Annotated in this window: 22 protein-coding genes; 4 read left to right on the forward strand and 18 right to left on the reverse strand. The window is 45.5% G+C overall.

Annotated features, from left to right (window positions below):
- The 3 genes from treY to glgX form a co-directional block, all read right to left on the reverse strand.
- The coding region (gene treY, locus ACR2F7_RS14140; protein ID WP_432714195.1) for a malto-oligosyltrehalose synthase at positions 1–2,137 on the reverse strand (2,137 nt) is incomplete at its 3' end.
- Complete coding sequence (treZ, locus tag ACR2F7_RS14145; protein ID WP_432714196.1) at positions 2,130–3,938, reverse strand: malto-oligosyltrehalose trehalohydrolase; 1,809 nt, start codon at positions 3,936–3,938, stop codon at positions 2,130–2,132. The genes treY and treZ, both read right to left, overlap by 8 nt.
- Complete coding sequence (gene glgX, locus ACR2F7_RS14150; protein WP_432714197.1) at positions 3,938–6,049, reverse strand: glycogen debranching protein GlgX; 2,112 nt, start codon at positions 6,047–6,049, stop codon at positions 3,938–3,940. The genes treZ and glgX overlap by 1 nt, the downstream gene beginning before the upstream one ends.
- Positions 6,050–6,278: 229 nt before the next feature.
- Between glgX and ACR2F7_RS14155 the strand changes: the two genes are divergently transcribed.
- Together ACR2F7_RS14155 and ACR2F7_RS14160 are read left to right on the forward strand one after the other, a co-directional pair.
- Positions 6,279–7,100: a 3-keto-disaccharide hydrolase gene (locus tag ACR2F7_RS14155; protein WP_432714198.1), complete on the forward strand. Its 822-nt coding sequence runs from the start codon at positions 6,279–6,281 to the stop codon at positions 7,098–7,100.
- Between the two features lie 322 nt (positions 7,101–7,422).
- Positions 7,423–8,670, forward strand: a complete 1,248-nt coding sequence (locus tag ACR2F7_RS14160) for a cystathionine gamma-synthase family protein (RefSeq protein ID WP_432714199.1) — start codon at positions 7,423–7,425, stop codon at positions 8,668–8,670.
- Here the strand turns inward: ACR2F7_RS14160 and ACR2F7_RS14165 are convergent.
- From ACR2F7_RS14165 to ACR2F7_RS14235, 15 genes are all read right to left on the reverse strand, one after another.
- The gene (locus tag ACR2F7_RS14165; protein ID WP_432714200.1) at positions 8,667–10,103 is read right to left on the reverse strand and encodes an NADH-quinone oxidoreductase subunit N; all 1,437 of its coding nucleotides are present in this window, start codon (positions 10,101–10,103) and stop codon (positions 8,667–8,669) included. The two genes, ACR2F7_RS14160 and ACR2F7_RS14165, sit on opposite strands and share 4 nt — an antisense overlap.
- Positions 10,093–11,586, reverse strand: coding sequence for an NADH-quinone oxidoreductase subunit M (gene nuoM, locus ACR2F7_RS14170; RefSeq protein WP_432714201.1), 1,494 nt, complete (start codon positions 11,584–11,586; stop codon positions 10,093–10,095). Before nuoM ends, ACR2F7_RS14165 begins: the two co-directional genes overlap by 11 nt.
- Positions 11,583–13,478 (reverse strand): NADH-quinone oxidoreductase subunit L, encoded by a 1,896-nt coding sequence (nuoL, locus tag ACR2F7_RS14175; protein WP_432714202.1) that lies wholly within the window; start codon positions 13,476–13,478, stop codon positions 11,583–11,585. Before nuoL ends, nuoM begins: the two co-directional genes overlap by 4 nt.
- Entirely contained in the window at positions 13,475–13,786 is a 312-nt protein-coding gene (nuoK, locus tag ACR2F7_RS14180) for an NADH-quinone oxidoreductase subunit NuoK (protein ID WP_432714203.1), read from the reverse strand. The genes nuoL and nuoK overlap by 4 nt, the downstream gene beginning before the upstream one ends.
- Positions 13,787–13,788: 2 nt before the next feature.
- Positions 13,789–14,313: an NADH-quinone oxidoreductase subunit J gene (nuoJ, locus tag ACR2F7_RS14185; protein WP_432714204.1), complete on the reverse strand. Its 525-nt coding sequence runs from the start codon at positions 14,311–14,313 to the stop codon at positions 13,789–13,791.
- 2 nt (positions 14,314–14,315) lie between these two features.
- Positions 14,316–14,834: an NADH-quinone oxidoreductase subunit NuoI gene (gene nuoI, locus ACR2F7_RS14190; RefSeq protein ID WP_432714205.1), complete on the reverse strand. Its 519-nt coding sequence runs from the start codon at positions 14,832–14,834 to the stop codon at positions 14,316–14,318.
- 8 nt (positions 14,835–14,842) lie between these two features.
- A complete protein-coding gene (gene nuoH / locus ACR2F7_RS14195) occupies positions 14,843–15,811 on the reverse strand; it encodes an NADH-quinone oxidoreductase subunit NuoH (RefSeq protein ID WP_432714206.1) in 969 nt (322 codons plus the stop codon).
- Positions 15,808–18,528: an NADH-quinone oxidoreductase subunit NuoG gene (gene nuoG / locus ACR2F7_RS14200; RefSeq protein ID WP_432714207.1), complete on the reverse strand. Its 2,721-nt coding sequence runs from the start codon at positions 18,526–18,528 to the stop codon at positions 15,808–15,810. Before nuoG ends, nuoH begins: the two co-directional genes overlap by 4 nt.
- A gap of 6 nt (positions 18,529–18,534) precedes the next feature.
- On the reverse strand, positions 18,535–19,806 hold the full coding sequence (gene nuoF, locus ACR2F7_RS14205) for an NADH-quinone oxidoreductase subunit NuoF (RefSeq protein ID WP_432714208.1): 1,272 nt from the start codon (positions 19,804–19,806) through the stop codon (positions 18,535–18,537).
- 9 nt (positions 19,807–19,815) lie between these two features.
- Positions 19,816–20,286 (reverse strand): NADH-quinone oxidoreductase subunit NuoE, encoded by a 471-nt coding sequence (gene nuoE / locus ACR2F7_RS14210; RefSeq protein ID WP_432714209.1) that lies wholly within the window; start codon positions 20,284–20,286, stop codon positions 19,816–19,818.
- Between the two features lie 8 nt (positions 20,287–20,294).
- Complete coding sequence (nuoC, locus tag ACR2F7_RS14215) at positions 20,295–22,043, reverse strand: NADH-quinone oxidoreductase subunit C/D (RefSeq protein WP_432714210.1); 1,749 nt, start codon at positions 22,041–22,043, stop codon at positions 20,295–20,297.
- A 52-nt stretch (positions 22,044–22,095) separates the two neighbouring features.
- Entirely contained in the window at positions 22,096–22,734 is a 639-nt protein-coding gene (locus tag ACR2F7_RS14220; RefSeq protein ID WP_432714211.1) for an NADH-quinone oxidoreductase subunit B, read from the reverse strand.
- The gene (locus tag ACR2F7_RS14225) at positions 22,731–23,162 is read right to left on the reverse strand and encodes an NADH-quinone oxidoreductase subunit A (protein ID WP_432714212.1); all 432 of its coding nucleotides are present in this window, start codon (positions 23,160–23,162) and stop codon (positions 22,731–22,733) included. The genes ACR2F7_RS14220 and ACR2F7_RS14225 overlap by 4 nt, the downstream gene beginning before the upstream one ends.
- A 9-nt stretch (positions 23,163–23,171) precedes the next feature.
- Positions 23,172–23,606: a CBS domain-containing protein gene (locus ACR2F7_RS14230; RefSeq protein WP_432714213.1), complete on the reverse strand. Its 435-nt coding sequence runs from the start codon at positions 23,604–23,606 to the stop codon at positions 23,172–23,174.
- Positions 23,607–23,712: 106 nt separating this feature from the next.
- Complete coding sequence (locus tag ACR2F7_RS14235) at positions 23,713–24,867, reverse strand: serine hydrolase domain-containing protein (RefSeq protein ID WP_432714214.1); 1,155 nt, start codon at positions 24,865–24,867, stop codon at positions 23,713–23,715.
- A 67-nt stretch (positions 24,868–24,934) separates the two neighbouring features.
- Here ACR2F7_RS14235 and ACR2F7_RS14240 point away from each other — a divergent pair, with 67 nt between their 5' ends.
- Positions 24,935–25,618, forward strand: a complete 684-nt coding sequence (locus ACR2F7_RS14240; RefSeq protein WP_432714215.1) for a (2Fe-2S)-binding protein — start codon at positions 24,935–24,937, stop codon at positions 25,616–25,618.
- Positions 25,615–26,601, forward strand: a complete 987-nt coding sequence (locus tag ACR2F7_RS14245) for an FAD binding domain-containing protein (RefSeq protein ID WP_432714216.1) — start codon at positions 25,615–25,617, stop codon at positions 26,599–26,601. The genes ACR2F7_RS14240 and ACR2F7_RS14245 overlap by 4 nt, the downstream gene beginning before the upstream one ends.
- Positions 26,602–26,673: the final 72 nt, after the last annotated feature.

Consider the following 26,673-nt stretch of genomic DNA (forward strand, 5'->3'; position numbering starts at 1 on the left):
TTTTAATTTTGCCGTTTTCACTTTGCTGCCATAAAGCGGAAAGGTTGTTTTCATCCTGCATGATCTCCTGGAGGTATTGCTCCCTGAGGGTATAATCTACCGCCCTCCTGTTATCAGGATCCACCATACTTAAATCCCATAACCCATTTCCCTGGTAAGTATCGGGCACACCCGGGCAACCCAATTTGAGCAATAATGCCGCTAAGGAATTCAGTTTACCAAAGAAGCAAATGCGTTGATGAAAGGTAATAAATTGTTTCCAGAAAGGGCGCTTTGTATCCAGTAAACCTTCGATAAAATCTTTGGTATACTGTTCGTAGGTGGCATCAGGCTCATCCCAGCTGGAATTGCGCTTAGACTCCCTTAAGGCCTTTTCAATATACGTTTGCAATCTTTCGGCATAGGCCGACTGCTCCTCTTCGGTTTCAGGGTAAGTAGCCACCAGGGTTTGATAAATGAAATAAGCATCATTGCTATCGGGCATATCCTGCTGTTTCAACTCCTGGTTTTGTGGTATCCATAATTGCACCTCATCAAGCCAGTATTTTCTAAAATCAGTCAATACCTGTAAACGCGCCCGGGCATCTTCTCCTCTTTTGGTGTCGTGCGTGCTCAGGGCATTCATGCTCAGCGGAAAATCTTCCTGTCTTTTTAAAACAGCACGGTGAAAATCAGCAATGGAAATGCCAAATACATCAGGGGAGTCGCCCACCTCGTTGCTGCCAATAAACCTGTTATAGGTATACATCAGGGTGTCTTCTACGCCTTTAGCCATCAAAGGGCCGGTAAACTGCATTAACCGCTGGTAGAACTGTAAAATCCGCTGCTGAAAAGCAACATCACAATCGACTTGCTCAAACAACAGGCTCTTTAATTTTTGCACAGGAACTGCATATTCAGGAAGCTGCTCCAAAGGAGCTAATAGCACTTTTAAGGCTGCCTGTTCTTGTGGGGGCAAGGGATATTGGTTGCCATAATAGCGGTAAACGGGGCAGCGCACCATGATTTCAGCAAGGAGCTTTTTAAAGATCCCGGCTTCCTCCACGGTTTGTGCAGGGCCATCTAAAAGGTTTAAAGACAGGAACAACTGATAAAGGTTATCCAGTTCAGGTTTCATGAACGAGTTGAGAAAATCTGCCTTTTTATTGAACACCTGGCTTTGCACAGAACTAGAATTGTGATCGAAATGCTGGTAAAAGCTGTCGAATTTCTTTTCTGCCTGCTCATTGATAAAAACCTGGTTCACCAGTCCAAGGAAGTCGTAACCGGTAGTGCCCTCCACAGGCCATGCTTTGGGCAGGCTTTCTTCGGGAGCCAGAATTTTCTCTACCACAATATAAGTTTCTTCACCACTGAGCTGACGAAGCTGCTGCAGGTATTTTTCAGGGTCATAGAGGCCATCGATATGGTCGATTCGCAAGCCCTGAAAAATGCCTTCTTGCAAAAGTTGCTTAGTGAGCTGGTGATAAGCGTCAAAAACTTCTGGCCGTTGAATATTGAGGCAGATCAGGCTGTTGACGGTAAAAAAGCGTCTGTAATTTAAGCGTTCGTTACTTTCCTGGTAATTACACAGGCGGTAATATTGATTGGAGGCAATTTCTGAAAGCGACTTTTGCAAGTCCGTATCCGGCTTTAAAGGCCAATAGCTGTCGTGGTATTTCAGAAACCAGCCTCCTGATTTTTCCGCAAGTTCCAGTTCCTTATTTTCAATTACTTTTTCAAGGTCATCGCCTAAAAAAGGCACCATGAGGGGCTCCTCACTGAGGTTGGGTGAAAGGATATCGAAGAAATGTCGGTAAGCAGAGCGTTCACCATGTTTAAGGACATCCATTAACCAGGGGTTCTGGTGGTGAAAACCCATATGGTTGGGTACAATATCCTGGATCCAGGAAAATCCGAGTTCCTTGATTTGTTGCGACAAGCGTTTGAGTTCTGTCAGGGTGCCTATTTCAGGATTGATCTTTTGAGGGTTAACGGCATCGTAGCCATGGTTACTGCCGGGCACCGCTTCAAAAATTGGGGATGCATAAATGGTTTTTACCCCTAGCTGCTGCAGGAAAGGTAAAATTGCCTGCAGGTGCTGAAAGGTGAAGTCTTTATTAAATTGTATGCGATAAGTAGAAATAGGATTAAACATAAGTAGCGTTAAAAGCGGTAAATGATTGTGGCTGCAGCCCTACCAAGGGTAATGTTGTTGTGGCTGCGGCCGAGTCTACAATTTTTTGTTGCAGCTGAATGCCGGCAGGCACTTTAACAGACTGCTGTTGTGAGCTGAAATTGAGAAAGCAAAGGACCAGGTTTTGATCACCACGGCTACCGCGTTCCAATAAAAGGCAGTTGGCAGCTTCAAAAACGTGGACTTTACAGGCTGCACGGTCGTTATCCCTTAAAACAGGATGGCTTTTGCGGAGGGCAAGCAGCTGTTTATAAAATTGTAACAAGTTGTGATGGGGCTCCTCACTGCGCAAATGCCAGTTGAGCTTTGATTTTTGAAAGGTGGCTTCAGCTTGTGGATCTGGCGCTTCTTCTTCGCTATGCATGGCGGCAAACTCCTCCCGACGGCCTTTTCTCACCAGCTCAATCAGCGCCGGATCGGTATGGCTCACGAAATACAAGAAGGGGTTTGTTTCGCCATATTCTTCACCCATAAACAACAAAGGCAAATAGGGGGAAAAGATGACCGCTGCGGCCAGCAGTTTCTGCATGTCGACACTGTATAAAGTGCTGCTTCTTTCGCCCAGCATCCGGTTGCCTACCTGGTCGTGGTTTTGCGAAAAGACAATGAACTGCTCGCCCGGATGATTGGTTGCAGGTCTTCCAAAAGTCCTTTTTCTTTCTTCAGAATATTCACCAGTGTAAACATAGGCATCGGTAAAGGCTTTAGCTAAATGTGCTATTCCCTTAAAGTCCTGGTAGTAACCTATAGGTTTTTCTCCGGCAGCTACCCTCAGCGCATGGTGGAACTCATCTATCCATTGGGCATCCATGCCTAAACCTTGTGCTGCCACAGGGCTGATGTAACGAGGATCATTGAGGTCTGATTCTGCCAGCAGGTAGTATTTTCTGCCTGTAAGTTGTTGCAATTCATCTCTATAGGTACTGATTTCTTCAAGGATATGCCTGGCGCTGAAATCTTTAATGGCATGCACGGCATCAAGGCGCAGGGCATCAATATGAAAATCTCTGAACCACATCATGGCATTCTCAAGCACAAAATCTCTCACCCCATCACAATACTGATCGTCAAAATTTACTGCCTTGCCCCATGGGGTATGGTATTTATCTGTGAAATAAGGGCCAAACTGCTCCAGGTAATTTCCCTCCGGTCCCATGTGGTTATACACCACATCTAAAATGACGGCAAGGCCTTTCTGGTGACAAGCAGACACTAATTCCTGTAGTCCTTTTGCGCCACCATAAGACTGTTGAACGGCAAAAGGAAAGACACCATCATAGCCCCAGTTTCTGCTGCCGGGAAATGAAGCTACCGGCATAATTTCAATAGCGGTTATACCGAGGTCCACAAGTTCATCCAGCCGGTTGATGATACCAGCGAAAGTACCATCGGCAGAAAATGCCCCGGTATGGATTTCATAGATGATATAGTCATTCAAGGGAATGTTAGTCCAATGTTGATCTTCCCACACATGCTGTAGTTCCATGGCTGCTGATGCCCCATGTACCCCCTGGGGTTGGCCCAGACTGGCCGGATCCGCAAGGGGCTCTCCTTCATCAAGGATAAACCAATAGGCATCACCGGCTTTAATGGGTAGATCTTTTTGCGACCAGTAGCCCCCTGACTCTGGTTTTAAAGGTAAGATTTGCTGCTCACCTATTTTTAGGGAAACAGCTTTGGCCAAAGGTGCCCACACCCTTACTGAGGCTTGCTGATTTTTTAAATTTAAGCCTATGTTTCTGCTCTCAATGGCAATGTCCATTATTTACTTTTTGTAGTTAAAACCATAATAGATCTACCGGGTATTTTTATTTTTTGTGAATGTTTAAAGTTTAAATGTTCATTTTTTAGCATGGGATCTGATGTATCTACTATTTTAGTCCACATTTCAGCATATTTAATAGCTGGAAGTTTATACTGTAATTCACCGTGATGGGCATTTAAAATTAAGAAGAAGCTGTTGTCAATAATTCTTCTGCCTACATGGTCACGGCCCATGATGCCATGGCCATTTAAATAAACACCTAAAGATTTAGCGAAATCTTCCTTCCAATTATGTACTTTCATTTCTGTGCCATCTGGCAAGAACCAGGCAATATCTTCCAATCCTGTTTCTATAGCCGGCTGGCCATGGAACCAGGTGCGGCGGCAAAAAACAGGATGGCTTTTTCTGATTTTGATGAGTCTACGGCAAAAAGCCAAAAGTTCATGGTCTGCAGCTGCCCAGTTTAACCATGATATTTCATTGTCCTGGCAATAAGCATTGTTGTTACCTTTTTGTGTTCTGCCGAATTCATCACCGGCCACCAGCATTGGAACCCCCTGCGACAATAATAAGGTGGTAAAAAAGTTTCGCTTCTGCCTGTTGCGGAGATTCACAATTTCCGGGTCGTCTGTTTCCCCTTCCACCCCGTAATTACAAGACCTGTTGTGGTTTTCACCGTCGGCATTATTTTCGCCATTCGCTTCATTATGTTTATGCTCGTACGACACAAGGTCGTGCAGGGTAAAGCCATCATGAGCGGTAATAAAGTTGATGCTCGCCGTGGGGCGGCGGTTATCATCCTGGTATAAATCAGGACTTCCCGTACAGCGCAAGGCAAATTCTTCAAGCATGCCACCTTCACCGCGCCAGAAATCACGAATGGAATCTCTGTATTTGCCATTCCATTCTGCCCAACCCGGTGGAAAATTGCCCACCTGGTAACCGCCTTCACCCACATCCCAGGGCTCAGCGATTAACTTTACCTGTGATAATACCGGATCCTGATGGATGATGCTGAAAAAAGCACTCAGGCGGTTTACGTCATCCAGGCCCCGGGCAAGAGCAGAGGCTAAATCAAATCTGAAGCCATCCACATGCATTTCCTGCACCCAATAGCGAAGGCTATCCATCATCAGGCGCAGCACACTGGGGTAATAAGCATTTAAGGTGTTTCCCGTACCGGTATAATCCATATAATAACGCTTATTTTCGGTAAGGCGGTAGTATTCCAGGTTGTCGATCCCTTTAAAAGAAAGTGTAGGCCCCAATTGGTTGCCTTCGGCAGTATGGTTATAAACCACATCAAGAATTACTTCTATGCCCGCTTTATGCAGGGCCTTCACCATGTCTTTAAATTCTTTGACCTGCGCCCCTAAAACACCGCTTGAGGAATATTTTGTATCGGGTGCAAAATAGCCTATGGTATTGTAGCCCCAATAGTTGCTCAAGCCACGCTCTACTAAACTGCGTTCGTTAATAAATTGATGAACGGGCATTAACTCAACGGCCGTAATACCAAGGGATTGCAGGTATTCGATCATCACGGGGTGACATACAGCCGCATAAGTGCCTCGGATATTCTCGGGAATGTCGGGATGCTGAATGGTTAGACCACGTACATGTGTTTCGTAAATGATGCTTTGCAGGTAACTGGTGCCTGGAGCTTTTACGCCTTCCCAGTCGTAATCCTGGTTGATGACCACACTTTTAGGCACAAAAGGTGCACTATCAGTTTCGCTAAACGTGAGGTCATCTCCGTCCATGCGATACCCAAAAAGAGAGTCATGCCATTCTATAGGACCGGATATAGCCTTGGCATAAGGATCAATCAAGAGTTTATTAGGGTTATAACGCAAGCCATTTTCAGGATCATAAGGCCCATATACCCTGTATCCATAACACTGCCCCGGCTTGATGTCAGGCACATAGGCATGCCAGACATGGCTTGTGCACTCCGTAATTTTAATTCTGGTCTGCTCATGTTTACAGTCCTGATCAAAAAAGCAAAGCTCCACAGCAGTAGCATGACCAGCAAATAAAGCAAAATTAACGCCGTTTCCATCCCAATTCGCACCAAGAGGATACTGACTTCCCGGGTAGACTTCCATTTCCAACATTTATCTTTTTAGCCTTTCATTTGAATAACGCCAATGTGTAGAAAATGTTTGGCGCCTTAGCGAATGCAAAATCAATTGAGCTAATAGAATGTAATGAAAATGAGGTCAATGAATGCCGATGAATAGGTTAATTGTGATCAATTGCTTAAATTGACTTGATTTTAATCAACGAAGGGGTGGCAAGGTATACCTATCTTTAAATATATAAAAAACGAAGTAGATGATCAAAAGTAAAGTTTTAAGCTCCCGTAACTTTTTAAATCTGGCCCTTTTACCAGTCCTGTTTGCTGCAGGCTGTGGCAGCATGGCCAAAAAACCGGAGCCTAATGGATGGATCTCTCTTTTTAATGGTAAAGATCTTAAAGATTGGACTGTAAAAATTAACCACCATGATGTAGGGGTAAACTTCGGAAATACCTTTAGGGTAGAAGATGGCCTCATCAAAGTGCGCTACGATCAATACGGTCCTTTCAATGAACAATATGGTCACCTTTATTTCAACCAACCCTACTCGCATTACAAACTGAAATTTGAATACCGCATTACAGGAGAATGGAAAAAAGATGCGCCAAATTATACCATCAGAAACAGTGGGGTAATGTACCATTCTCAGGATCCTAAAACCATGTTGCGCGATCAGGACTGGCCTATTTCTGTTGAATTTCAGCTCCTGGCAGGTTTAGATGATGGTAAGCCCCGGCCTACAGGAAATATGTGTTCTCCGGGTACGGATGTGGAATACGAGGGTAAAATTGATGAGCGCCATTGCATTGACTCTAAGTCTAAAACCTATAAAATTGAAGAATGGGTGAAAGCAGAGCTGATTGTTTTAGGCGACTCGTTGGTTACGCATATCATTAATGGCGACACGGTCTTAAAATATGCCAAGCCACAAATTGGCGGCGGCGTAGTCAACAACTATGACCCAGCCATAAAAATTGATAAAAAGCGTTTAACAGCAGGTTTTATTGCACTGCAAAGTGAAGGGCAACCGGTAGACTTTAAAAACATTCAATTGCTTAACCTGCAAGCGAAGAAATAGTTAGGAGGGTTACCCGGGAATTTCTGAGGTCATATGGTAATTGTTTGAAGAAGGCAACAGCACACGACTTACACACCTGGGTCTTGAATCTTTAGCGTAAGGCGGACCTGAGTTTGCCCAGGAGCACTTTAAGGGTGGCCGGACTTACTTTAAATGAAATCTATAGCGCTTTTTTAATAAAAAGCATCAGTATTCAAGCAAGACTTGAGATTTCAAGTTCTCATAATTATGGAATGAATGCAATTATTTTTACAGGCATGACCCAATTAAGTTTCGTTTTCCAAATAAAATAAGCAAATTTAACGAATTATATATTGATGTCATGAAAGATAAAAAAGGCTTTACCACTACTATACTCCATTCAGACCGCTTACTTAAACCAGAATTTGGTGCGCTGCACCAACCGGTGCATACTTCCGTAACCTGGGGTTTTGATGATGTACAAGGACTGGTAAATGTATTTCAAAATAAAGCTAAGGGTTATGCTTACTCCAGACAGGGAAACCCTACTACAACTGCCCTTGAGCATAAAGTTACTCAAATGGAACATGGAAAAGGTACCGTTACCTTTTCAACAGGCATGGCTGCAATTACAGCAACTATACAAGCTTTAATTAAAGGTGGCGACCATATTATTGCCAGTTCCTTCCTTTTTGGAAATTCAAGGAGTATTATGCAAACCTTTATGGATTTGGGACTATCTTTTACTTTTGTAGATGCTACCGACGTAAATAACATTAAGGATGCTTACCAGGAAAACACCAGGATGGTCTTTGTTGAAACAATTGCCAACCCTGCCACCCAAATTGCTGATTTAAATGGCATCGGTGATTTTTGTGAGGAAAAAGGAATTCTTTATGTGGTAGATAATACCATGACCTCTCCTTATTTATATCGTCCGGCAACATCAAAAGCCAGTTTGGTGATCAACTCGCTCACCAAATACATTGGTGGCCATGGTGATGCTTTAGGCGGTAGCGTGACCGATACAGGTAAATTTGACTGGACGAAATATCCAAATATTGCCCCTATTTTACGCGAAACTATTAAGCCTGAAATGTTGGGTCTTACTCAAATCAGAAAAAGAGGCTTACGTGATGGCGGCGGAACATTATCTCCGGAAGCTGCCCATACTATTTCTGTAGGTGCAGAAACTTTAGCCTTGCGCTTAAAAAGAGCCTGCAAAAACGCATCAACACTTGCCCATTACCTTGAAGAACATGAGTTGGTGAGCAAAGTATATTACCCAGGTTTGAAAAGCCACCCTCAGCATGAGTTAGCCAGCAATTTATTTAAACATTACGGTGGCCTGATGAGCTTTTCTTTAAAAGATGGTATTGATTTATTTGCCTTTTTAAACCGCTTAAAACTGGTTGTTAAATCAAGTAATTTAGGTGATACCAGGACTTTGGCGATTCCGGTTGCCCATACTATTTTCTTTGAACTTGGTGCAGAAAGAAGAGCAGAAATGGGTATTCCTGATTCTATGGTGAGGTTATCTATAGGTATCGAAGATACAGAAGACTTATTGGAAGATTTCCGTAAAGCACTGGAAGCTTCGGTGAGCTAAAGCTGCAGATCCTCTATAAAATCCATGATGGTGGAAGGGTAAACCCCAAACCAAAGGATAAGTACGGTCAGGGCTGCCAATATAAAAACGCATAACATGTAAAAAATGGGATGCGTTTTTTTTTGTTTAAAACCCCCTATATTTTGTCCACTGAACATGCTGGTGATGATGCGCAGGTAATAATACAAACCTATTACACTGCTCAGCACCAGCACAATAACGGTGAGCAGATAGCCAGCTTCCAATCCGCCGGCGAGGATAAAAAACTTACCTATAAAGCCTGCGGTGAGGGGAATGCCTGCCAAAGAAAGCAAGGCAGCACTAAAAACACAGGCTAAAGCAGGCTCCTGCCAAAACAAGGCCCTGAAGCTTTCTATGTCTTCGGCATCTTTTTCCTTTACCGACAGCACCGTGAGCACACCAAAGGCACAGAGAATACTGATGATATAAACCGTAAGGTAAAAGCTGACGGCATGCAGACTTAGCACACTTCCCGGAAGAAAGGCCACCAGCAGATAGCCCAGGTGAGCAATTGAAGAATAGGCTAACAGGCGTTTCACATTAGTTTGCTGCAAGGCAAGGATGTTTCCAACCACCATTGAAGCAATGGCTGTATAGGTGATGACCACCATGACACTTTGAAACCGAAAGGCATCTATCATGATCAGAAAGCGGAAAAACACTACCAGCACACCACCTTTGGAAGCAGTTGCAATAAATGCCGTCACTGGTGAGGGCGCCCCCTGGTAAACATCGGCCGTCCACATGTGAAAAGGAACCACAGCAAGCTTAAAACCTATGCCCACCATCATTAAGCCTAAGCCCGTTAAAAAAACCGGCGTTAATGTTTCCAGCTGCGATACATTTCTGGAGATGACCGAAAATTCCATACTGCCTGTTTCGAGGTAGATCAGCGCCATTCCAAAAAGTAAAAAAGCAGCAGAAAAAGCTGCCAGCACCAGGTATTTGATGCCGGCTTCAATGTTATTGTTCCTGGTGCGCAAATAGGCAATCAGCGCATATAAACCTACTGTCAGAATTTCAAGGCCTAAAAACAGAGATACAAAATGTTTGCTCACCGCCAAAACGCAGGCCCCCAGCGTACATAAAAACAACAATACATAATATTCCTTCGGCCCCTCCTCTTTTTCTTCAAAATAGATATACGAGAGAATGTTAACCACCAGGCTCGACAGCATGATGAGGCCCATGATATAGATGGAAAAATCGTCAATAACGACTAGTGGTTCAACGTAATAAGGCAATTCTTTAGGAGGTACAAACAGCGTTAAAATGGCTGAGCCAAACAACAGCATGCTCGAGAGCTGAATGAACCTGTGGCTTAATTTCAGGGCAATCAGAAACATGAGCAGCACGGAAGACGCGGCAAGCACTATTAAAGGCAGGAGGTACAGGATATCGTTACGGGTCATAAAGCTTGTCTTTTATTTGTCCTACAGATTCTATTAAAGGCCTTACGGTATTGATAACAGGTTGTGGATATAAGCCAAGGCAGGTGATGGAGATGCTGAGCGCTGCCATCATGAATAGCTCACGCGCGGAAAGATCTGCCATATAGCCTGTTTTGTGATCTGGCCCTAAAAACACTTTTTGAAGCATCCGCAGTGAATACATGGCCGAAAAAACCAGTCCGACGGTGGCGATCACGGTAAGGATCACATCAGCCTGAAAGGCACCCAAAAGGATGAGAAATTCTGCAATAAAGTTCCCCAGTCCGGGTAAGCCTAAAGAGGCCATGGCGAACAGCAGCGCTATAGCGCCCATTTGCGGCATCATGGTCCATAAACCGCCCATTTTATTGATATCCCGCGTATGCAGCCTTTCTTTGATCATGCCGGCCATAATAAATAAGGCACCAGTGCTGATGGCATGGGTAACCAGCTGCATTACTACACCTTGCAAGGCTATTTCATTGAAGGCAAATATGCCCAGTAACACAAAGCCCATATGGCTTACACTGGTATAGGCTATCAGCCTTTTCAAATCTGTTTGAGAAAAGGCAAGCATAGCGCCATAGATGATGCCCAAGACGCCGAAAAGCATGGCCCATGGTGCAATGGCAATGGCCGCATCAGGAAATAAAGGCAATACAAACCTGAGGATACCGTAAGCACCGGTTTTTAAAAGCAGGCCTGCTAAAATCAGGCTGCCCGCAGTTGGCGCTTCACTATGCGCATCAGGCAGCCAGGAATGAAAAGGAACCATCGGCAATTTCACCGTAAAAGCCAACATAAAGCCCATCATCAGCCAAAAGGAGAGCTGTGGCGAAATGGAAGTTGCTAAAAGTTCAAAATAATTGAAGGTATAATCGCCGGTTTGGCTGCCATGAAGAAAATATAAACCCAGTATAGCCAGGAGCATCATCAGGCCACTGGCCTGTGTAAAAATAAAAAACTTGTAGGCAGCATATTCCCTGTTTTCACTACCCCAGATGCCGATTAAGAAATACATGGGAATGAGCATCACTTCCCAAAAGAAGTAAAACAGAAAAAGGTCCATCGCTGTAAATACACCGGTAATCCCGGCGAGGAGCCATAAAAGGTTGAAATAGTAAAAGCTTGTTTTTTCGGTAATTTCTTTCCAGGAGCATAAGACCGCTAATATGCCCATGAAGAAAGTCAGCACCAGCAGCAATAAGCCCAAGCCATCAATAGCTACATGAAAGCTGATGCCAAAGGAAGGGATCCAGGGGATTTCATAACCGGTAATCCAGGTTCCTGGGGCACTGGCATTAATCGCTTCATAACGGTCTGCCCATAAGATCAGCAAGGCCACAAAACCTATGCTGAGGGTGCAAAGCGCAATCCATCGGGGCAAATTTTTAAACCATTGCCCTAACAACAGGGCCAGCAGGCCCCCGCCCATTAATAAAACGATCAGTACGGCTACTATCATAACATTATTTCTATACCTAAAATGATAATTGCACCCACAACCAAGCCCATCACATACCAGCGCAGTGAACCCGACTGGCTGAAGGACAAGATCTGGTACAAGCGGACGGTAGTGATGGTGATGCCCTGGTAAAGTCGGTCAAACACATCGTTTTTATTGATGTTAGCAAAGTAGACAATTGGCCTAACCAGCATCACATGGTATAAACGGTCAAAGCCCCATCCTGAAAACCAATAGGAATGCAGCATGCGCATAAAATTCGATCTTTCGAGCTTAACCAGCACAGCTTGTTTTTTGCCATATACCAGGTAAGCCAGGAAAATGCCAACGAGCGTAGCTGCGGCCGCCAGCCCCTGGAATAAGGCTTCTGACGAAAGTCCTGTTCTTAAAATCGTTTCTGGTAAAACATGGTGAAGCAGGGAGGAGAAAAGGGTAACATGACCGAAGTTATGGGGCAGCTCAATGAAGCCGGCAAAAAGAGAAAAAAAAGCGAGAATAACCAGTGGGATGGTCATTAATTTACCTGGCTGATGACTGGGTTCAGTCTTTGCCTCTCCATAAAAAGAAAGGATCAGCATCCTGGTGGTATAGGCAGCAGTGAGGAAAGCACCGAAAAAGGCTATGAACCACAGCGTAGGATTTCCCTGTACACTGGCCCAGGTATACCACAAAATCTGGTCTTTGCTGTAAAATCCTGCCGTGATCAAGGGTAAGGCGGCGAGCGCGGCTGCGCCAATGAGGAAAGTCCAGAAAACAATAGGGAGTTTTTTTCTCAATCCCCCCATTTTGTACATGTTATGTTCATGGTGTAAGACTTCTATGATTGCACCTGCGGCAAGAAATAACAGCGCCTTAAAAAAGGCATGGATCATGAAATGAAAGATGGCGGCCGTCCATGCCCCCACCCCTAAGGCTAAAAACATATAGCCGATCTGGCTGATGGTGGAATAAGCGAGCACCCTTTTGATGTCGTGTTGCGCCAGTGCACTGAATCCTGCAAGCAGCAAGGTTGCCGCCCCAATAATGGCCACAATAGTTTGCGCTACGGGTGAAAGTTGAAAGAGCACATTCATCCGGGCAATGAGGTAAACACCGGCAGTAACCATTGTTGCCGCATGAATTAAAGCACTTACCGGTGATGGGCCCGCCATAGCATCAGGAAGCCAGGTTTGCAGGGGCAGCTGCGCCGATTTCCCTAAGCCTCCGGCAAGTAGCAGTAAGGCAGTGAGCGTAGCTATGGGCACTCCCGGCGACCATAAGGACGGTGCTGCACGTATTATGTCGGGAATAACAAGAGTGCCAAACTGGTAAAACAGCACAAAAAGGCCTATGGCCATGGCCGTATCCCCAATTCGGGTGATGATGAATGCTTTTCGCGCCGCATAACCATTGTCGGGATTTTCATACCAGAAGCCAATCAGCAGGTAACTGCATAAGCCTACACCTTCCCAACCTAAATATAACAACAGCAGGTTATCTGCCAAAACCAGCAGCAGCATGGAAAATACAAACAAGTTCATACAGGCAAAAAACCGGGCGTAATCTTTGTCGCCAGCCATAAACGCAATGGAATACAGGTGGATCAGGGCGCCGATAAAAGTAATGACAAACACAAAAACAAGCGAGAGCTCATCAAGGTAAAGGGTAATTTTTGGGTTAAAGCTGCCCACCTCCATCCAGGTCCATAAGGTTTGTTCATAGTGCCCATTGGCAGGAGGCGATTGAAGAAAAGCGACGCCCATGACCAACACCACAAGCGCAGACAGGCAGATGCTGCCGGCACCAAGGGTAGCTATCCAAAAGCGCGACAGGTGTTTGCCTGCCAGTGCAAGGATTAAAAATCCAATTAGGGGAAAAGCGGGAACCAGCCATAACAGTTTTTCCATCATCATCCTTTCATTTCTTTCAACTTGTCAATATCCAGCGACTGGTGCTGGTGGTAAATCTGAAGGATCATGGCCAGCCCCACAGAAACCTCTGCAGCCGCCATGGCTAAAATAAATATGAACATCACCTGTCCGTCGGGTTCTCCCCAATATGCACCCGCAGCAATAAAAGCAAGGGCAGCAGCATTGAGCATGATCTCTACCGAGAGCAGCATAAAGATAATGTTCTTGCGGATCAGCACCCCGGCAATGCCCATCATGAACAGCAGACCTGCAAGTAACATCACTAATTCTATGGATACCGAAGTGTTCATCGCTATTCCTCCTCTTTCAAAAAGCGGTGTATGCTTTGCTTTTTATGCTGGCCAATATGGGCAGCACCAACCACCCCGGCCATTAACAACATGGCAACGAGCTCTACCCCTAAAAGATAGGGCCTGAACAAGGAAACGGCTACCGTTTTAGAATCAATGGTTTGCAAGTCAAAAGGGGCCTGCGGAACAACCGTCAGCAGGTAAAATATCTCCACAAAAAGGATGAAGCTTAAAATTGCAGGGCCCATCCATACTTTAGGGTTAAGCCATTCTCTTTCATTTTTTGGCGTTTCCCTGCCAAGGTTCAGAAGCATGACGACAAAAATAAAAAGCACCATAATTGCCCCTGCATAGATGATTACTTCCAGCAAAGCTGCAAAAGCGGCACCCAGCAAAAAGAAAATGAGGGCCAATGATAAAAAGGAAATGACAAGGTACAGCAAGGCATGTACAGGGTTACTTCTGGTTATGACCATAAAGGTGGAAACCAGGGCAACAAGAGCGGTAATATAAAATGTGGCATCCATAATTAAGGTAATAAGTTGTGAATATCTATTGGTGGTTCTTCATTCTCCCCTTCACCTTTACCTTTGACGCCAGCATCAAGTCCGGCAACACGGTAATAATTGTAACCTGGGTATTTTCCCTGGCTATTAATCAGAAGATCCTCTTTCTCATAAACCAGGTTTTGCCGGTCATATTCTGCCATTTCAAAATCAGGAATCAACTGGATGGCATAGGTAGGACAAGCCTCCTCGCAATAACCGCAAAAGATACAGCGGGAGAAGTTGATGCGGAAAAAGGATGGGTAACGCCTGCCATTTTCATCTTCAGCAGCCTGCAGGGAAATACAATCTACAGGACATGCTGCAGCACACAGATAGCAGCCCACACAACGCTCCTGCATGTCGGGGTCTCGGGTGAGCACAATGCGGCCACGCCATCGTGGATGTAACTCTACCTTCTCTTCAGGATACTGGATCGTTTCCCGCTTTCTGAACATATGCAGAAAAGTGAGCCCTAATGTTCTTAACAAACTGATCATCATCTATCTATTTAAATATTACTATCATTCATCAACAGCACAACAGCCCCGGTAACGAGTAAGTTTAATAAGGCTATAGGCAGCAGCACTTTCCATCCGTATTCCATCAGCTGGTCATAGCGAGGTCTTGGAAGAGAAGCCCGCAGCAGGATAAAAAACAAGATAAACACCACGGTTTTCAGTATAAACCAAATTAGGGGTGGTAAAAACGAAGGCCCGAGCCAGCCACCAAAAAAAAGCGTGACCACCATGGCAGAAATCAGTGTGATGCCGAGGTATTCGCCGATAAAGAACATTCCGAATTTCATCCCCGAATATTCACTGTGGAAACCTGCCACGAGTTCACTTTCTGCCTCTGGGATATCGAAAGGCAGGCGATGCGTTTCTGCCACCCCGGCAATCATAAATATGACAAAAGCCACCGGTTGGGTAACGATAAACCAGTATTCATTTTGTGCATGAACAATATCAGTGAGCCGGAAGGAGCCTGAAAGCATGACCACCCCCATCAGGGAAAGGCCCATAAACACCTCATAGCTGATCATTTGCGAGGCACCCCTCAAGGCTCCCAGCAAGGAATATTTGTTGTTGGAAGCCCAGCCACCCAAAACAATGCTGTACACCCCTAAGGAGGACATGGCCAGGAAAAATAGCAGGCCGATGTCTAAATCGGCCACCAAAATGCCGGGTGCAAAAGGGACTACCACAAAGCTCATTAATACGGTAAAGGCTACGATGGCCGGGGCCACCACGAAAATTCCTTTATCGGCAAAAGGAGGAATCCAGTCCTCTTTAAAAAACAACTTAATGGTATCGGCCACGACAATTAAAAGGCCGAAAGGACCAGCACGATTGGGTCCATAGCGGTCTTGCCAAAGCGCAAGCACTCTTCTTTCCACCCAGATTAACCAGGCAGCTACTGTGGTCAGCGCAAAGAGCAGCAGCACAATCATCAGTAAGTATTTAAAGATTATATTCATCTTACAGGAGTTAATGTTCCTTTTAGCGGATAGGGAATGCCAATTAAACCATCAAGATGTTGCGGTATGCCCGCCAGCCCATCCTGAATTTCTTCTTTGATCTTTACAGGTAAACTGTAGCGTTCTGCAAGTCGCTCTCCACTGAAGAGCTGCAATTGCAACAGTTCATTTTCTTTGATGTTTAAGGCCTCCGCGTCATTGCTGCTGATGGCGATATAAGGCTGAGGAGACCTTTCCGCAATGCCACTGCTGTAGATACTGAGTTCTTCAGAGCCGAAAAGATGAGGCAAAAGGATAATTTGCCATTCACCAGCACTAGCCCTAAAAGGGGAAGGAACTGTATTCGTAAAAGCAATTTCTTGAACTGACTGTGTGTTAAACAACCTGAGTCCGGTGTCACCCCCTTTCAAAGGGCCACCTACTTCCACCTGATATTTATGAACCGACTGCGGAGAATTCCATCCTGGGGCCCAAAAAAACGGCGTTAAAGGTGCCGGGGTGATGCCCTTATAGCCTTCCATTGTAAAAGATAAAGCAGAATCTATATCTTCAGGCGGTTTAGGCTCACTCACATTCAGGTGTGCCTGCATGGCCGTACGACCACTATAACGATGAGGCTCACGAGGGATTTTTTGTCCTGCTAAACGGAAATCCGCAGGTGGGGCAACCGCCTCTGCACCTCTAAACTGCGGCATTTCCTGCACAAGCTCTTCCAGCAAGTTTTCTACCTGGCGAAGCTCTTCTATGCTGACGCCCACTTTGAATTGCCTGAACTCATCCAGCCAGCGCCAGCTCTCCCTGAGGTTGGTGTTTTTTGGCATAAAAACCTGGAAAAAGCGCTGTGCCCGACCTTCATTATTAACCAGGGTGCCATCGGCCTCCGCAAAAGTGCCTACAGGAATCAACACGGAAGCTTTATTGGTGGTCTGGTTGTGGAGGTGATCGAGCACAATAACCTCCTTGCATTTATTCCATAGCGCATCTATATCCTCTTTTGCTGCCCTGCGATAAAGGTCATTTTCCAGTATCACCAACGTAGCATTTTCCAGTTTACCGATAGCCTCAGCAGCAGCAGGTAATCCTGAGGCTTGCATCATGGCCAAACCCATGGAATTACATTCCGGAACCACAAAGCTGAGCTGTGCTTTTTTATTCCTAAGGGCCAGTGCAAGGGCAATTGCTTCAGCAGCATTCAGCAGCGCCTGGTTGGCAAGGCTGGTACCAGTAATGATTAAGGGCCGCTCTGCCTGCAGCAGTATTTCTGCCACAGACCTAGCCATTTTCAGGCTTTCTTCTTCCATTCCGGAGGGTGCAGGTGCCGTAAAATATAAAGCATTGGCAACAGCGAAACCAAAACGGGCAATGTCATCAGGCGCAAGGTAGAGCGTCTGCGCAGCAATTTCATCTAATTTAGTGGTGGTGGGATAAGCGATAAAAAGAGGCCCTTTTTCCTGTTGTGCCAATTCCCGCAAGGCAGCATCATGCCAACCGGGGATCCCGATTTTCTGTGCATTTTCCATCGGTTTTTTGCGTACCGCTTGTCGTAGGGAAAGGGCCATCAATGGTGCCGAATTAGTCAGGTCCTCCCCCAAAATCATGATGGCATCAGCACTTTCCATTTCTTTAAGGGAAGGTGTATGTACATGCCCGGAGTGGGCAATTTCGAGGATCCTTTCCAGCAACTGCACTTCCATCTCCGCAATGCCCTGGTAGAAGTTTTCGCTGCCCACCAATTTACGCAATGCAAAATTGCTTTCCAGGGATGCCCGCGGAGAACCTATACCGATGAACGTGGTATTTGCGAACACCTTTTTTAAATACTCATATAAAGTCTGCTGATCTGCGGCTTCCGGTATTTTAGCACGTAGCAAAGGCTGCTGAATCCTGTTGATGCTGTTTACAAACTCATAACCGAACCTGCCACGGTCGCAGATAAAATAACTGTTGACCTCCCCATTATACCGATTGGTAATTTGGCGGAGTTCACCATAACGCTCGCCGGCAATGATGTTGCAGCCAAGGCTGCAAAGCTGGCAAATAGAAGGCGCCATGGTCATGTCCCACTTACGGGTATAATGAGATTTTAGGCTCTTATCAGTAAAAACCCCTGTAGGGCATACCTCAGCTAAATTGCCGCTGAATTCATTTTCCAGCACCCCATCTTCGGCCCTGCCAAAATAAACATGGTTGTGCGCAGCAAAAACATCAAGGTCTTTGCCACCGGCATAGTCTTTATAAAACCTGACACAACGGTAGCACTGGATGCACCTGTTCATCTCATGGTTTAAAAAAGGCCCCAGGTATTGATTGCGGTAGCTGCGTTTTTTATATTCAAAGCGACGGTAAGTATGGCCGGTCATCACGGTCATGTCCTGCAGGTGACAGGCGCCCCCCTCATCACATACTGCACAGTCGTGAGGATGGTTAGTCATTAACCATTCTATAACCTGCGAACGGAAGGCTTTTGCGGTGGGGTCATCCACAGAAAGGTACAACTTATCCTTTACCGGCTCCATGCATGACATGACCAGTCTACCAGTGGTATCCGTTTCATCTTTAAAAACTTTAACGGCACACTGGCGACAAGCACCCACAGAACCCATGGCCGGATGCCAGCAAAAATAAGGTAAGTTAAAGCCCAGCGTTAAGCAGGCTTCCAGCAAGTTTTTACCGTCTTGCACTTCATAAGGCTGATGATCAATATATAGGATTGCCATCGTTTATCACCTCCAGGGACATTTTTTATCGTGAATATGTTGTTCAAAGTCTGCTCTGAAATATTTTAGTCCACTTTGCAAAGGCTCCATGGCACCGGGTGCTAAGGCACAAAAAGTATTACCCGGACCCAAAAAGCGCGTATGCATCTCCAGCAAGGCCAAATCCTCCATCCGCCCAGTTCCGTTTTCCATAGAAAGCAGCAATTTCTCTGTCCATGGTAATCCCTCCCTGCAAGGGGTACACCAGCCGCAAGATTCCTGGGCAAAGAAATGCTCGAGGTTATGGACAAAGCCTACAGGGCAGGTTTTATTGTCGAGGATAATCATGGTGCCTGTCCCCAGACGACTACCCGCAGCGGCCACCGATGGGTAATCCATTTTTATATCCAGGTGTTCTTTCACCAAAAAATCTGTGGATGCCCCACCGGGCAACGCGGCCCTAAATTCATAACCCTTGCACATGCCACCGGCATGTTGCTCCAGCAGCTCCCTCATGGAAGTACCCATGGGTAATTCCCAGATGCCGGGTTTATTAACCCTGCCACTGATGCCATATAATTTTGTACCCGCATCGGCACCAAGGCTCAGACTTTTGTACCATTCCGCACCCTTGTTAATGATGTGGGGAAGATTGCAAAGTGTTTCTACGTTGTTGACGATGGTAGGCTTTCCAAAAAGACCACTCACCTGTGGAAATGGAGGTTTAGTGCGTGGCGTTGCCCTTTTACCTTCTAAGGCATTCAATAAAGCAGTTTCTTCGCCACACATGTACCTGCCCACCCCGGTATGCAAGTACATCTCCAGGTTAAAACCACTGCCCAGGATATTTTTGCCAAGGTATCCTGCCGCATAAGCCTCATCGATTGCTGTCCTGATCATCCGGGCGGCCTTTTTATAAGCCCAGCGCAGGAAAACATAAGAAACATTCGCCTGAATAGCATAAGCAGCAACAATCATCCCCTCAATTAGCTGATGAGGATTACCCTCGAGCAACAGGCGGTCTTTAAAAGTTCCAGGCTCCATTTCGTCGGCATTGGCAATCAGGTATTTTGCCTGCGTGGTATCGTTCATGGGCACAAAGCTCCATTTCATCCCCGTGTTGAAGCCTGCCCCTCCACGCCCCTTCAATCCGGAGTCCTGCACTAATTTAGTGACCTCCTGGGGGTTCATATTTTTCACCACTTGTTGCACAGCACCATAACCGCCCACACGCTCATACTCCTTGAGATGAAGTGCAGGACGGTTAAAGTTAATGTGTTGGGTAAGGGGAAATTCCATGTTTGAGTATTACTTATATTGTTCCAGCAGGCTATCCAATTCTTCGGTCTTCAGGTTTTTATATAACTCATCGTTGATCATTAATGCAGGGGCATGGTCACAGCAACCCAGACAAACATTTGGCAGCAAGGTAAACCTGCCATCAGGGGTCGTTTGTCCAAAACTGATCTGCAGTCGCTGCTGCAGCTGTGCATAGATTTTCTCATAGCCCATTACATAACAGCTGATGCTGTCGCACAATAAAATGATGTTTCTGCCTACAGGCTTGCGAAAAATGAGGTTGTAAAAAGTAGCTACACTGTCCAGTTCCTCAGCAGACATGCCCATGTGCTCGGCAATAGCAGCCAGGCTTTCGTCAGAAATCCATCCGCGCTTGTCCTGTACAATTTTCAGCGCCTCAATGCAGGCCGCTTTTCGCACAGGAACGAGGGCAATTTCTTCATCTATCCTGGTTATTTCTTCCGCTGATAACATGTTCATCCTTTCATTTACCTGTCAATATCTGCTAATACATAGTCCATGCTGCCCAAAATAGAGAGTAAATCTGCCACCGTATAACCTTTGCTGATGTAAGGCAGCATCTGCATATGAGGAAATGATGGCGTACGAATCCGCACCCGATAAGGTGAGGTATTACCATCGCTGGTGAGGTAATAACTATTGGCACCTTTCGTAGCTTCAATACAGCTCATGGCCTCACCGGCAGGGATCACTGGCCCCCAGCTTACATTCAAAAAGTGGTTAATTAAAGTTTCAATATCCTTCATGGTATGTTTTTTCAGTGGTGGCGTTGTCAGGGGATGGTCAGCCTTATATGGTCCTGCAGGCATATTTTTCAGGCACTGCTCTACAATCCTCAAGCTCTGCCGCATTTCTTCCACCCTGACCACTGCCCGGTCATAACAATCACCATTTTGTGCTGTGGGAATTTCGAAATCAAAATTCTCGTATCCCGCATAAGGTTGTTTTTTCCTGAAGTCCCATTCAAAACCACAAGCCCTTAAACCAGGGCCAGTAACGCCCCATTCTATGGCTTCGGCCTTGGTATAAATGCCGATACCAACTGTACGGGCTTTAAAGATGCTGTTGCGCATCACCAGCTGGTCGTATTCCCTGAGCCTTTTAGGGAAGTAGGCCACAAACTCAGCAATCAGTTTCTCCCATCCCTGGGGCAAGTCTTGCGACACACCCCCAATTCTAAACCAGTTGGGGTGCATCCGGTCGCCACAAATAGCCTCAATGATGTTGAAAATCTTTTCGCGGTCGGTAAACATGTAAAATACCGGCGACAGCTGTCCAAGGTCCTGAGCGAAAGTACCATACCACACCAAATGACTGGAAATACGGAAGAGCTCACACAGCATAATGCGAATGACCTTTACCCGTTCAGGAACCTGGATGCCGGCAAGCTTTTCTACGGCAAGCAAATAGGCCAGGTTATTCATCACCCCACCGAGGTAATCAACACGATCGGTATAAGGTATATAAGTATGCCATGATTGCCTTTCGCCCATTTTCTCTGCCCCGCGGTGGTGAAAACCTATGTCGGGAACGGCGTCAATGATATCTTCGCCATCAAGCTGGAGGATGATGCGTAAAACACCATGCGTACCGGGGTGCTGCGGACCAAGGTTAAGAAACATGAAATCAGCATCCTGGCTTTTTCTTTTCAGTCCCCAGTCTTCAGGGCGAAACTGCATGGCATTCTGTTCGCGGTCCTGCTTTTCGTCCCACAGTTTAAAGGGGCCAATTTCTGTGGCACGCGCAGGATGTTCCTTGCGCAAGGGATGTCCCTCCCAGGTGAGGGGCATTAAAATACGCCTTAAATTAGGATGCCCATTAAATTTAATGCCGAACATATCGTACACTTCCCGTTCGTACCAGTTGGCATTTTTCCATAAGGTACAGATGGAAGGCATGGAAGGATATTCACCATGAAGGGCAACTTTGAGGCGTATAAAGGAATTTCTTTTAAAGGAAAGCAGGTGATAAATGATGGTGAAATCTTTCGCCGGTATGCCGTTTCTTTTCACCATGCTCCGTTCATCGATGGCACAAAGGTCGTACAGCAATTCAAAGGGTTGGTCAATATCGTATTTCAGGAAAGAAAGTACCGCAGGCAGGTAATCTTTGGCCACCCATAGCGTCAGCAGCTCATCCACAGAATGCTGCTGTGTAAAAACGGGATTGCCGAATTTAGACACTAATTCTTCTGCGACGTTTGTTTGCTTAACCATGCCCTTTTTGATTAAATTAGCTTCACAAAAATGGAAATCACCTCATGGTATTCTATATTTCATCAGGTGAGCGGAAGGTGGTCATGTTCTTTCGTTCTTCTCTTTTTTCGGCCTTTAGGGAGATTTTATCTGGCTTAATGACACCCTGGGGGCCTATTGCCCAACTTAGGGGTCTTTTCTCCTGGCCCACGCTGGAGGCAAGCAGCATCAAGCCCTCCAGAAAGGCATCAGGCCGTGGTGGACAACCGGGCACGTAAACATCTACAGGGAGAAATTTATCTACCCCCTGCACTACGCTGTAAATGTCGTACATGCCGCCAGAGTTAGCACAGGAGCCCATGGAGATCACCCACTTGGGCTCCATCATTTGCTCATGTAGTCTTTTAATAATGGGGGCCATTTTCACAAACACCGTTCCGGCGATCACCATCACGTCAGCTTCCCTGGGGGTGCCGCGGATCACCTCAGCACCAAAACGGGCCACATCATATTTACTGGTCAGGCTGGTTGCCATCTCCACAAAACAACAGGAAAGGCCAAAGTGAAAAGGCCACATGGAGTTTTTCCTCCCCCAGGCCAATAAATCCTGTACTGTGGTTAACATCACGCTTTGCGCAACAGACTCCTCAAAAGAGCTTGTTCCATTAATTACATGGGTAGGTTCCGAGGGATTACTAAGCCACCATTTCATATTTTATCTTTGAGTATTCGTTTTTTATATGCTTTAAGAATTTTCTTTCCGTTTGGTCCAAAATCGAGTGCGCCGATGCTCCACTCATAGATCAACACAGCAAACAGCAGTCCTATAAATACACAGATGCTCAGGTAGCCCTGCCAGCCTAATTCCTGAAAGGCCAGTGCCCACAGCACAATAAAGACCACTTCAATATCGAAGATGACGAACATCATGGCCACAAGGTAAAATTGCGCAGAAAAGCGTAGTCTTGCCGAGCCTGTTTCTAAAATGCCAGATTCATATGGTTGTCCGGTTGCCTTACCCTGATGCCGCTGTCCGAGAAAATAAGAAAGTGAAATAATAAGGGTTAACAGCAAGATAACGAAGATTCCATAAACAAAAAATGGCCATAGCGGCGCAGGCGTTGTCTCAGATAAATCCATATACAATTTTTAGGTACTGCCAGTAATGTAATGCTCTAGATTGCCGATGATAAACTTTTGTTCTTCGATAATGTATTTCACCACGTCGCCAATGGAGACGATGCCGGTAAGCCTGCCACCATCAATAACCGGTAAATGCCTGATAAATTTATTGGTCATCAGCCACATACACTCTTCAATGGTGGTATCAGAATTAACGCTAAGTGGACTTTCGGTCATGATCTCCCGGATTAGGATTTGTTTTGAAGACTTGCCTTTCAGAATCACCTTCCGGGCATAATCTCTTTCGGTAAAGATACCTGCAAACTGATCCTGGTCCATGACCAGCAGGGCACCGATGTTTTTTTCGAACATCAGTTCAAGTGCTTCAAAAACAGTGGTCTCCGGGCTTACAAAAATCACATCTCTGTGTTTATCCTGTAAGATATTTCTAACTTTCCCCATAATTGAACCGCCTTTCTGCTTACAGTATTTCCCTGTAATCCATCAAATCAAATTCTATATTAAAGATAAATTTAATTTAATAAAAAGAAGCAATTAAGAATATAAATTATTTCTGCTGGATGAGGCTCTTATAGAGCGTGTTAACGGTGGCAGCCAAAGCCTGGTTAAAGCCATTTGCATATACAGGATTGCAGCCATTGGTGATCACCACAAAGCCAAATTTCTCTTTAGGCTGGAAGAACATCATGCTGTATAAACCATAGGCAGAGCCCGTATGTCCGGTAAGCCATTTCCCCGGTATCACCTTGTCGGTACTCAGTATCGCCAAGCCGTAGTTCTCCTCATCAGAAACCTTAGTTTGCATTAACTTTGCACTTTTCTTAGAAATGATCCTTCCCCCTTTGTATTTGCCTTTGTTCATGTGCATGGTCATGTATTTAGCAAGGTCAGCGGCAGAGATTTTCATGCCCCCGGTTGGTGAAAATATCGGTGTGGTATAACCTAAAACATGGTTTTGTATCTCCAGGCTACGTGGATTATAAGCAGCTGGTTCGGCAGTAAAAGTTTTGGATTGCGCATTGTATTCATATAAAGTAGCAAAACGGCTGGCGTCCAAGGAATCTACGCAATAGCCACCATATAAGCCTAATGGATTTAAGATGTGTTTTTTGACATAGTTGTCGAAGCGCTCACCAGAGAACTTTTCAATAACAGCCCCTACCATGTTGTAATTTAGGTTACAATATTCATAGCCAGCTCCCGGCGCATAGTTGTTATAACATTTTGCCCAATCAGGGTTTTTTGCAGGGTTGATAGCATCCAACGTAAAATAACCCTGGCTGTCATTAATGCTGGAAGTATGGGAAAGTACCATTTTAAGGGTGATGATGGTTTCAGGAAATTTAGGGTTTCTCACTTTAAAACCCACCAGTTTACTGAAATCATCCTTCAGTGAAAATTTCCCTGCTTCTACCATTTGCATGATAGAGGTTGCAGAAAAGGACTTGGAGATGGAGGCAATTCTGAACAGTGTTTGATCGGTTACCGGCGTTTTGCTTTCTATGTCTTTTAAGCCAAAAGCATGCTGATAAAAGGGTTGCCCATCTTTCACCACAGCCACCGACAGACCTACAACCTCATATTTCTTCATGATGTTTTGTATTTCCGCTTCTGCCTGTTCAACTTGAGCATAATTAGACAAAGAGCTCAATAAAATAAACAGGAAGCATACATATTTTAGTGTGGAGGAAAATTTAATCATGGTTTGAATAGATTTACGGTTGAGGTGTGAGCAAATATTAGAAATATAATATAATTTACCTAAATTAATGTCTATAACTGAAGGCAGCAAACAAAGTATGCGCTTTTTTGTAATAGTAAAAGTAAATTCCGCAAACATGGATAAAGAAAAAACATCTCCACCATCACGGCGCACATTCCTCAAGCAGAGCACGTTGATCACTGCTGCAGCCTTTGCACCCTCGGTTGCCCTAAAAGCTGCAGAAAATCAATTAGATGAACGCTTTGCCGCAGCCATAGAAAATGTTTTCTGCAGCATTGAGGTCAATGGCACCTTACATCAGTTTAAACTTGATCCCCGGGTTACGCTGCTTGATCTTTTGCGCGAGCGTTTGCACTTAACAGGAACAAAAAAAGGCTGCGACTATGGTCAATGCGGAGCTTGTACGGTTCATGTTGACGGACAAAGAGTAAATTCATGCCTTACGCTGGCCGTAATGAACGATGGTAAAAAGGTAACGACCATTGAAGGACTTGCCAATGGCGAGGAGTTACACCCCATGCAGGCGGCTTTCATTAAACATGATGGCTTTCAATGTGGCTATTGTACACCCGGACAAATCATGTCTGCTGTAGCCTGTGTAAACGAGGGACATGCAGAAAACGAAGCTGATATCCGTGAATTTATGAGTGGCAACATTTGTCGCTGTGGCGCCTACCCAAATATTGTGGCCGCCATACAAGACGCTAAAGAAGGGAGCAAAAACAGATGAAACAGTTTGAATACCTCCGTCCCACGGCACAACAGGCCGCTCTTGCTGCCGTAGCCAAGACTGCCGGGGCCAAGTTTATTGCCGGTGGCACTAACCTGTTGGACCTGATGAAGCGCCAGGTGATGACACCCGACAGGCTCATCGACATCAATAAACTTCCCCTTAAAGAAATTAATACCCTTAACAATGGTATCCATATTGGTGCCCTTGCGTTGAACAGCGTAGTTGCGGAGCATGAAACGGTACGCAAGCACAGCGAATTGCTCTCACAAGCTTTACACGCCGGTGCATCAGCACAATTGAGGAACATGGCCACCGTTGGGGGCAACCTCATGCAGCGCACTCGTTGTCCGTATTTTTACGACACCTCCATGCCCTGCAATAAAAGAGAACCCGGCACAGGCTGTTCTGCCCTGAAAGGCTATAACCGCATGCACGCCATCTTTGGTGCCAGTGAACATTGTATTGCTGTTAACCCCAGCGACATGAATGTTGCCCTGGCAGCGCTGGATGCTATAGTTTATGTTACCGGTACAAAAGGAGAACGCCAGATTCCGATCCTTGATTTTCACCGACTGCCGGGCGATCATCCCGAAAAAGATACCGTACTGGATAAAAACGATTTGATTACGGCTGTTTTTATTCCTTCAAACACGTTAAACCACCACCATTACCTCAAAGTGAGAGACAGGGCATCCTATGCTTTTGCCTTAGTGTCTGTGGCCGCAGGACTGGAAATTGCTGGAAAAACCATTAAAACAGCTAGACTGGCTATGGGTGGTGTAGCACACAAGCCATGGCGATTAAAAGAAGCAGAACAATTTTTACAAGGTAAAGAGGCTTCTGTGCAGACCTTTGAGCAGGCCGCAGCAGTGGCCATGCGTGGGGCAAAAAGTTATGGCGACAATGATTTTAAATTGAAGCTGGCACCTAACAGTATTGTTGAGGCGCTAATGGTGGCCTCAGGAATAGACAATTATTAAACGGACATTTTTATGGAAATACGCTTCCCCGCTCCTGATGAACCTATTACAAGGGTAGACGGCAGGTTAAAA

This window comes from Pedobacter sp. (genome assembly GCF_045628745.1).
Taxonomy (GTDB): domain Bacteria; phylum Bacteroidota; class Bacteroidia; order Sphingobacteriales; family Sphingobacteriaceae; genus Pedobacter.

Coding starts and splice junctions, on each gene's coding strand:
- treZ (WP_432714196.1), bottom strand. CDS start 3,938: ATGGACATTGCCATTGAGAGCAGAAACATAGGCTTAAATTTAAAAAAT.
- glgX (WP_432714197.1), bottom strand. CDS start 6,049: ATGGAAGTCTACCCGGGAAGTCAGTATCCTCTTGGTGCGAATTGGGAT.
- ACR2F7_RS14155 (WP_432714198.1), top strand. CDS start 6,279: ATGATCAAAAGTAAAGTTTTAAGCTCCCGTAACTTTTTAAATCTGGCC.
- ACR2F7_RS14160 (WP_432714199.1), top strand. CDS start 7,423: ATGAAAGATAAAAAAGGCTTTACCACTACTATACTCCATTCAGACCGC.
- ACR2F7_RS14165 (WP_432714200.1), bottom strand. CDS start 10,103: ATGACCCGTAACGATATCCTGTACCTCCTGCCTTTAATAGTGCTTGCC.
- nuoM (WP_432714201.1), bottom strand. CDS start 11,586: ATGATAGTAGCCGTACTGATCGTTTTATTAATGGGCGGGGGCCTGCTG.
- nuoL (WP_432714202.1), bottom strand. CDS start 13,478: ATGATGATGGAAAAACTGTTATGGCTGGTTCCCGCTTTTCCCCTAATT.
- nuoK (WP_432714203.1), bottom strand. CDS start 13,786: ATGAACACTTCGGTATCCATAGAATTAGTGATGTTACTTGCAGGTCTG.
- nuoJ (WP_432714204.1), bottom strand. CDS start 14,313: ATGGATGCCACATTTTATATTACCGCTCTTGTTGCCCTGGTTTCCACC.
- nuoI (WP_432714205.1), bottom strand. CDS start 14,834: ATGATGATCAGTTTGTTAAGAACATTAGGGCTCACTTTTCTGCATATG.
- nuoH (WP_432714206.1), bottom strand. CDS start 15,811: ATGAATATAATCTTTAAATACTTACTGATGATTGTGCTGCTGCTCTTT.
- nuoG (WP_432714207.1), bottom strand. CDS start 18,528: ATGGCAATCCTATATATTGATCATCAGCCTTATGAAGTGCAAGACGGT.
- nuoF (WP_432714208.1), bottom strand. CDS start 19,806: ATGGAATTTCCCCTTACCCAACACATTAACTTTAACCGTCCTGCACTT.
- nuoE (WP_432714209.1), bottom strand. CDS start 20,286: ATGAACATGTTATCAGCGGAAGAAATAACCAGGATAGATGAAGAAATT.
- nuoC (WP_432714210.1), bottom strand. CDS start 22,043: ATGGTTAAGCAAACAAACGTCGCAGAAGAATTAGTGTCTAAATTCGGC.
- ACR2F7_RS14220 (WP_432714211.1), bottom strand. CDS start 22,734: ATGAAATGGTGGCTTAGTAATCCCTCGGAACCTACCCATGTAATTAAT.
- ACR2F7_RS14225 (WP_432714212.1), bottom strand. CDS start 23,162: ATGGATTTATCTGAGACAACGCCTGCGCCGCTATGGCCATTTTTTGTT.
- ACR2F7_RS14230 (WP_432714213.1), bottom strand. CDS start 23,606: ATGGGGAAAGTTAGAAATATCTTACAGGATAAACACAGAGATGTGATT.
- ACR2F7_RS14235 (WP_432714214.1), bottom strand. CDS start 24,867: ATGATTAAATTTTCCTCCACACTAAAATATGTATGCTTCCTGTTTATT.
- ACR2F7_RS14240 (WP_432714215.1), top strand. CDS start 24,935: ATGTCTATAACTGAAGGCAGCAAACAAAGTATGCGCTTTTTTGTAATA.
- ACR2F7_RS14245 (WP_432714216.1), top strand. CDS start 25,615: ATGAAACAGTTTGAATACCTCCGTCCCACGGCACAACAGGCCGCTCTT.